Origin of the sequence: Methanobrevibacter sp., assembly GCF_045636185.1 — an archaeon.
In the GTDB taxonomy this organism is placed as follows: domain Archaea; phylum Methanobacteriota; class Methanobacteria; order Methanobacteriales; family Methanobacteriaceae; genus Methanocatella.
This window is the reverse complement of sequence record NZ_JAZTXC010000154.1, coordinates 1-6,380: the sequence shown is the minus strand read 5'-3', so window position 1 is coordinate 6,380 and position 6,380 is coordinate 1. Positions and strand designations below refer to the sequence as shown.

Here is a 6,380-nt window from a genome sequence, read left to right as displayed (position 1 = left end):
ATGCATTAAATTTTTGCAAGTACCTGCTTGCAGAAACCATTATATATCCTATACAACACAATATTAACCACAGCATGTAATAAATAGATTACATAACAAAAACTTATAGGAGGCACAACAATGAAATTTAAAAAAACATTTTTTATTTTAGCACTTTTTACAGTGTTTATTAGTTTAAGTTGTATTTCTGCAGCAGATATACATTCAGACAATAACATTAGTGATTCAAATCCAATATCAGAACAAAATAATTCAGATATTGGCATTATTGATGTAACCGATTCAATACCAGAAGAAAATAATTCACATATTAGCATTATTGATATAGACCCAAGCATTATTGATATAGACCCAATCATCCATATTTATCCGCATAGGCATATTAATGATACCAATTCAGTAACTCGTAATGAGGACAATATCATCATGTCACTTAGAGGAGAAAGTGGAAGTACAGGTTATCATTGGGTAATCAGCCCGGAAACATACGGTGTTGATTTAATATCCAGAAATAACTATTTAGATAATCCTGACCCTAGGTTAGCAGGTTCAGCCTCTACAACAGTGTTCGATTTCCATATAACCAGTGATGATTATTATGTCAAATTAATTTTAGTCACACCATCTGGACAAATTGCTGAGGAAATTGACTCCAATATGATTAATTAAGGGAAATTATTTCCCTATCCCCCTTTTTTAAAAACAGATTCTGACACATAATGAAAACTACCCTACTTTTCATGCACATTCACACCAACCAAGAGGTTTGGGTATTCCTGCACCATTGAGATAAATATAAATTATTGCAATACAATACTAATTTTAAAGGTGATTTTATGGAATATTTTAAATTGAATAATGGCGAAAAAATGCCAGCCTTAAGTTTTGGAGTTTTTGACATAAAACCCAAAGATACAAAAGAAGCAGTTTTAAAAGCATTGGACACAGGTTATCGTTCAATCGACACTGCCCAAATCTATTATAATGAAAAGGAAGTTGGGGATGCAATTAATGAGTCCGATTTTTCAAGAGATGATGTGTTTTTAATCAGCAAAAACTGGGTGAGCAATGCAGGATATGACAAAACAATGAAAGGATTCAATAAAACACTGGAAAATATGCAGACAGATTACCTTGACTTATTTTTAATACACCAACCTTTCGGAGACTATTACGGATCATACAGAGCACTGCAAGACCTGCAAAAAGAAGGAAAAATACTGTCCATCGGTCTTTCTAACTTTTATCCTGACCGCCTTATTGACCTTGTGATGAACAATGACATCGTGCCCCAAGTAAATCAGGTAGAAACAACGCCATACTTCCAGCAGTTAGAATCACATGAAATAATGGAAAAATACGGTGTAAGACACCAGGCATGGGGTCCATTTTCAGAAGGAATGGACAATCTTTTTGAAAATCCTATTTTAAAAGAGATTGCTGATAAAAATTCCAAAAGTACTGCACAAGTAATCCTGAGATGGCTACATGACAGAGGAATAGCCAGCGCATGCAAGTCAACCAGGGAAGACAGAATGAAAGAAAACATTGACATATTCGATTTCAAATTGACTTCAGAAGACATTGAAAAAATAAAAGAACTGGATACTGGAAAAAGTCCTTTTTTAGACCATACGGCCCCGGAAACTGTTGAAGAGTTCAATGAAGAAATTCTTTAATTCAGTTAAAAAAGTATTTAAAATACAATACCCATAATTAATAATTAACTAATAGGATGTGGAATATTATGTCAAAAAATATTAAAACAACTGTTGAGGAATTACGTAAACTGATAAGTGTTGATAATGTTATAGGTACCCCTATTGAAACCGAAGATAAAATTCTCATTCCTGTAATGAGGATGGGTGTCGGTTTTGGTGCCGGTGAAAGCATTATGGGCAATGAAGGAAATGATGTTGCCGGTGCAGGTGCTGGTGTAGAACCTATTTCAATGGTCATGATTCCTAAAAAAGGAAATGATGCTGAAGGTGTGCGCGTACTTGATTTAAGTAAAGGAAGCGAAACAAATAAAGCATTATCTGATTTAGGTTTAATTATCACTGATTTAGTTAAAGGGTACATGAATCAGGAACAGGAATATGTAGATGAGGAAGAGTTTATCGAACCTGAATTTACAACCTATGAAAACAAAGAAGATGTAGAAGACAAAGAATAGGAATAATATTTTATGTTAAACATCCTATTGATGATTATTTTATTAATCATCATACTTATTTTTATTATTTTACTTATTGGAATTAGATTAAAAGTTAAATGGATGAAAATAGACGAAAATTATGACGGATGCCTTGAAATAATTCTTTTTAGAAAGCTGAAAGTTTATACATTCAATTTCAAATCCGAAGATGACGATGACGACGATAAATCCGAGGATGATGAAAATAAAAGAGATTTTAAAAAGCTATATGAACTGGCCAAGCCTTGTTTTAATGATTTGAAGAAATTCCTGCATGAATTTTTAGATGCCGTCAATATCAACAGGCTGGAAAACGATCTGGTTATTGGATTTTCCAATTTTGCCAAAACCGGAGAATATATCGGTTACATCTGGGCAATCCTCGCCGTCATTAATTCAAGCATTCCAAATAGCCACCTGAGGGCACAGCCGTCCTTTGCCGGAGCGGCAATAAACCTGAAAGGATTTGTGAACATTGACATTTACCTTTTAAAACTGGTTGTTCCATTGATAAGGTTAATTTCCAAAAATGAAATTCGCCAATTGATTGGAGGGGTTATAAATGGCTGATAATTTTGAAGAGATGATTAATGACATCTTTGAGATAAAAACTATTGATCAGATACAATTCAAGTCAATTGACATATCTGAAGACAAAACCATTTACTTTGCCTTTCACGAAAGCCAAAAGATAATGTTTGGAAAATTAACTTCAGGAACAGTGCAACCTCTCTGCTTCATTTTAAAAATGGGAGATGAATATCACTACTGTCCACTAAACAAAAAGAAATTTGATAAAGGCATCGTTAAGCAATTCGTGGATACCTACTGCTGATTCGGAAGAGGAATGTTTTCCTTGTCAACATTGATTTCAACAACAAGAGGACCCTTCAAATCTTTTTTTAGCAGATATTCCAAATCTTCCAGAGTATTGACCTGAACCGCATCAATCCCATAAGCTGCGGCAAGCTTCACGAAGTCTGGATTTGCCAAATCCGTTTGATAATGTTCCATATCATAGAAATCCTCCTGCCATTGCCTTATGATTCCATACTCAGAATTGTTTAAAATGAATACTATGACATCCAAATCATTTTCCTTTAAAGTTGCAAGCTCCTGAATGTTCATTTGAATGTCCCCATCACCGCTGATATTAATTACTCTTCTGCCGGTAGCTATTGAAGCACCGATAGCCGCAGGAAGTCCATATCCCATCGGAGCGGTAGCGCCGGGAAACAGGAAATGATTCGGCTTTTTGGCCCTGTAGAGCAGCATTGCCCATGTTGTATGTGACCCCGCATCGGCGGCAATGATATCACCTTCAAAGGATTCAATTATTCTTTTGATGGCTGATTGAGGTTTCATCTCATCGTCAATACCTTCAACACTTATTGAATTGTCGATAGCCAGAAGCCCATCAATCCAGTCGACTTTCCTGAACTCCAAAGACATTATGACATCTTCAACGCTGCCCTGAATTCGGTATTTTCCCTTCAGCACATCCCTGTTGATATTGACCTGAATGAACTTGTCCTCATCAATATCTGGGAATGTCCTTTCGCTTGCAATGGAACCTAAAGCAATGACACAGTCTGAGAGTTCTATTGCCTTTCGTGCCCTTGGAGTTGCCCGAAAACCAACCATTCCCAAGTTAATCGGATCATCTTCAGAGATGATTCCCCGGGCATTGAAAGTTGTTGTAATAGGAATCCCATATGATTCTGCAAGCATTTTAATGTTTTCTGCCTGTGATATGGCGCCGGCACCCAATACAAATAATGGCTTTTTGGATTTTGAAATCAGCTCCTGGGCGTCATCAATGCTTGACAGGTCACTTTCACACAGATAGCACAAATCAATATCGATGAAATCCTCACTCATCAGAACATCACGTGACAGGTTGATGTGAATCGGCCCTTTAGGATTATTTTTAAGTCCATATAATGCTGCCTTAAGTGCATATACCGCTTCGGAACCATTCAAAGGAGAGTAATTTTCCTGAGTAATGTTCGAAAAGACATCCCTTAACGGAAGGGACTGGAAGACATTTTCATCCCTCAGATTCAAATCGTTGTCACCGGTCAGGATAAGCATTGGAATATTGTCCTTGTATGCCGCGGCAGTTGCCATGACCATATTAAGGGCGCCTCCGGCAGCAGTTGCCATACAGACACCCACAGTATCGGAGGTTCTTGTAAATGCATCTGCCGCATGAGCTGCAGCCTGTTCGTGCTTTGTAAGTATATGATTAATGCTTGATTCGGATAATGCCTTATACATCGGCATTATCTGGTCTCCAGGAATACCGAAAATATGAGTTATTCCATTTTCTTCAAGGATTTCGACTAATCTTTCAGCCACATTCATTTTTCTGCCTCTTGATATGATCCGTCATATTCGCCGGAACCTTCAACTTCAAAAACAACAGCCTGCGCGATTCTGTCCCCTGACTTGATTTTATATTCAAAGTCTCCGTGATTGTAAATCATGAACATCAGCGTTCCATAAAATCCAGGGTCTCCAACAGCCGTCTGAACGGAAATGAATGACCTCAGGAGGGTTGACCTTGGAAGGTAGAGCATGGTATATCCCTTTGGAATCTTAACTTTCCTTTTAATGCTGGCCAGATATGCAGTGTGTGGCTTTAATGTATAAATTGGGCCGTCAAGCTCTTCCAACTCCGGCAGATTTTTTTCATTATCTATTAATGAACCACCAGATGTCTGTTTATAAATCGTGTCCAATTCCAAATCAATGCCTGAAGGTTGAACCAAATCGGCAAAATCCGGAAAAATCTTAACAAGTTCTTTTTCGCCAAGCATAATCATATCACCTTTTGCTATTAATTTTTATAGATTAATAGTAATATAATTAATTGGTGATAAAAAATGCCTGTAATAACAATTGCTGGAAACGATGGAATTAGTGTTGAGAAAAAAAGAGAAATGGTTAAAAAGGTATCTGAAGTTGTTGCTGATGCATACGACCTGCCTGTTGATGCCATAACCGTTTTAGTGCAAGCATACCCTAAAGAAAGTATTGGGGTGGCTGGCCAATTGTTAAGTGACAGATAATCACTTAACTTACTATTTTTTTAGTTTCTGGGAAGAATTATTCAATATCATCCCATTCAGAATCATTTTTTTAATTATTTTTATCATGAATCAAAATTATTTTTTCCATTCCATCACACATTAACACCAAAACCTGTGTATGTTGTGCCACATATTAATTAATCTCTGAACAAAGATGCGAAATAATGAAAGAATATATTTAAAAACGATGAAGTTATGTAAGAACCAATAATTTAATGAATGATTATTTCAATTTAAAAGAAAGAAATGTTGAGAAATTAATCTCAACTTTTTATTGTAATTTTGTTTGCAATGCCTATACCGTTTCTGAAATACTTCGTAATATCCCTGTTTTCTATGATTCTTGAAATAACAGTAATGTTATTAGCAGTATTTTCACCAGTAACTGGGTTAATTACTGTAACAATGTACTTTCCAACAGACAAATTACAATTTGTAACAGTACCCGTATTTCCAAAGAAAATTGCTCCTCATCCACAATCATAATTAGCATTTCTTATTGTTAGATTTTTAATAGTTACATTAGAACAGGATACTATGAAAAAATCTTTAGAATCATTCGACAGTTTGGGTATTGTCATCATCTTTATTGGAGTTTACGTAAAGAAAGTAAAGTGTGCCAAACGCAACTGCATCGAAAGCCGCTAGTGAAATAGCACCAACCATAATAACTCCAGTCATAGTTATTGCCGGAACTAAATATATTGCCGCTGTCATGGCTATAAAACTCACAACAAATCCTGCGATTGCTAGTGCCACGCCTGCTGCAATCACAATAATCCTATCTTTAAGATCAGATTTGTAAAAATGAATAATATCATTATCGCAGGTAATATTTTTACCATCCACTGTGACTTGGGCTCCTTCATCAATACAAACATCCTTACCTTGGCCGTATGCCTTATTGTTACTGAATGTACAATTATTGAGGAGTAATACTCCTTCATTATATATTGCTCCCCCATTCTTTGCGTAATTGTTGGTGAAACTGCAGTTGTAGCAGATGACAACTCCCCCATTGAATATGGCGGCACCATCATCTCTTTCAAACCAATAATCCATTCGATTGTTATTTAAAACTAAGTCGG

The 6,380-nt window shown here is 36.1% G+C and carries 10 protein-coding genes; 6 read left to right on the top strand and 4 right to left on the bottom strand.

Annotated elements, in window-relative coordinates; genetic code table 11:
- Positions 1 to 120 precede the first annotated feature (120 nt).
- The 5 genes from ACKI3Q_RS08625 to ACKI3Q_RS08605 all read left to right on the top strand — a co-directional run bounded on the left by ACKI3Q_RS08625 (position 121) and on the right by ACKI3Q_RS08605 (position 3,032).
- Positions 121 to 669 (top strand): hypothetical protein, encoded by a 549-nt coding sequence (locus ACKI3Q_RS08625; RefSeq protein WP_407416189.1) that lies wholly within the window; start codon positions 121 to 123, stop codon positions 667 to 669.
- A 167-nt stretch (positions 670 to 836) separates the two neighbouring features.
- Complete coding sequence (locus tag ACKI3Q_RS08620; protein WP_407416188.1) at positions 837 to 1,679, top strand: aldo/keto reductase; 843 nt, start codon at positions 837 to 839, stop codon at positions 1,677 to 1,679.
- A 68-nt stretch (positions 1,680 to 1,747) separates the two neighbouring features.
- Positions 1,748 to 2,176 (top strand): GerW family sporulation protein, encoded by a 429-nt coding sequence (locus ACKI3Q_RS08615; protein WP_407416187.1) that lies wholly within the window; start codon positions 1,748 to 1,750, stop codon positions 2,174 to 2,176.
- A 102-nt stretch (positions 2,177 to 2,278) separates the two neighbouring features.
- Positions 2,279 to 2,767 (top strand): DUF2953 domain-containing protein, encoded by a 489-nt coding sequence (locus ACKI3Q_RS08610; RefSeq protein ID WP_407416186.1) that lies wholly within the window; start codon positions 2,279 to 2,281, stop codon positions 2,765 to 2,767.
- Positions 2,760 to 3,032 (top strand): hypothetical protein, encoded by a 273-nt coding sequence (locus ACKI3Q_RS08605; RefSeq protein WP_407416185.1) that lies wholly within the window; start codon positions 2,760 to 2,762, stop codon positions 3,030 to 3,032. The genes ACKI3Q_RS08610 and ACKI3Q_RS08605 overlap by 8 nt, the downstream gene beginning before the upstream one ends.
- Here ACKI3Q_RS08605 and ACKI3Q_RS08600 read toward each other — a convergent pair.
- Together ACKI3Q_RS08600 and ACKI3Q_RS08595 are read right to left on the bottom strand one after the other, a co-directional pair.
- Positions 3,023 to 4,564, bottom strand: a complete 1,542-nt coding sequence (locus ACKI3Q_RS08600) for a thiamine pyrophosphate-binding protein (RefSeq protein WP_407416184.1) — start codon at positions 4,562 to 4,564, stop codon at positions 3,023 to 3,025. The genes ACKI3Q_RS08605 and ACKI3Q_RS08600 overlap by 10 nt on opposite strands.
- On the bottom strand, positions 4,561 to 5,019 hold the full coding sequence (locus ACKI3Q_RS08595) for a dCTP deaminase domain-containing protein (RefSeq protein ID WP_407416183.1): 459 nt from the start codon (positions 5,017 to 5,019) through the stop codon (positions 4,561 to 4,563). Before ACKI3Q_RS08595 ends, ACKI3Q_RS08600 begins: the two co-directional genes overlap by 4 nt.
- A gap of 66 nt (positions 5,020 to 5,085) precedes the next feature.
- On the opposite strand from ACKI3Q_RS08595, the gene dmpI reads away from it, so the two are divergent.
- Positions 5,086 to 5,271 (top strand): 4-oxalocrotonate tautomerase DmpI, encoded by a 186-nt coding sequence (dmpI, locus tag ACKI3Q_RS08590; protein ID WP_407416182.1) that lies wholly within the window; start codon positions 5,086 to 5,088, stop codon positions 5,269 to 5,271.
- 284 nt (positions 5,272 to 5,555) lie between these two features.
- On the opposite strand, the gene ACKI3Q_RS08585 is transcribed toward dmpI, so the two are convergent.
- Positions 5,556 to 5,717, bottom strand: a complete 162-nt coding sequence (locus tag ACKI3Q_RS08585) for a hypothetical protein (RefSeq protein ID WP_407416181.1) — start codon at positions 5,715 to 5,717, stop codon at positions 5,556 to 5,558.
- A gap of 130 nt (positions 5,718 to 5,847) precedes the next feature.
- A partial coding sequence (locus tag ACKI3Q_RS08580; RefSeq protein ID WP_407416180.1) for a hypothetical protein occupies positions 5,848 to 6,380 on the bottom strand: 533 nt, incomplete at its 5' end.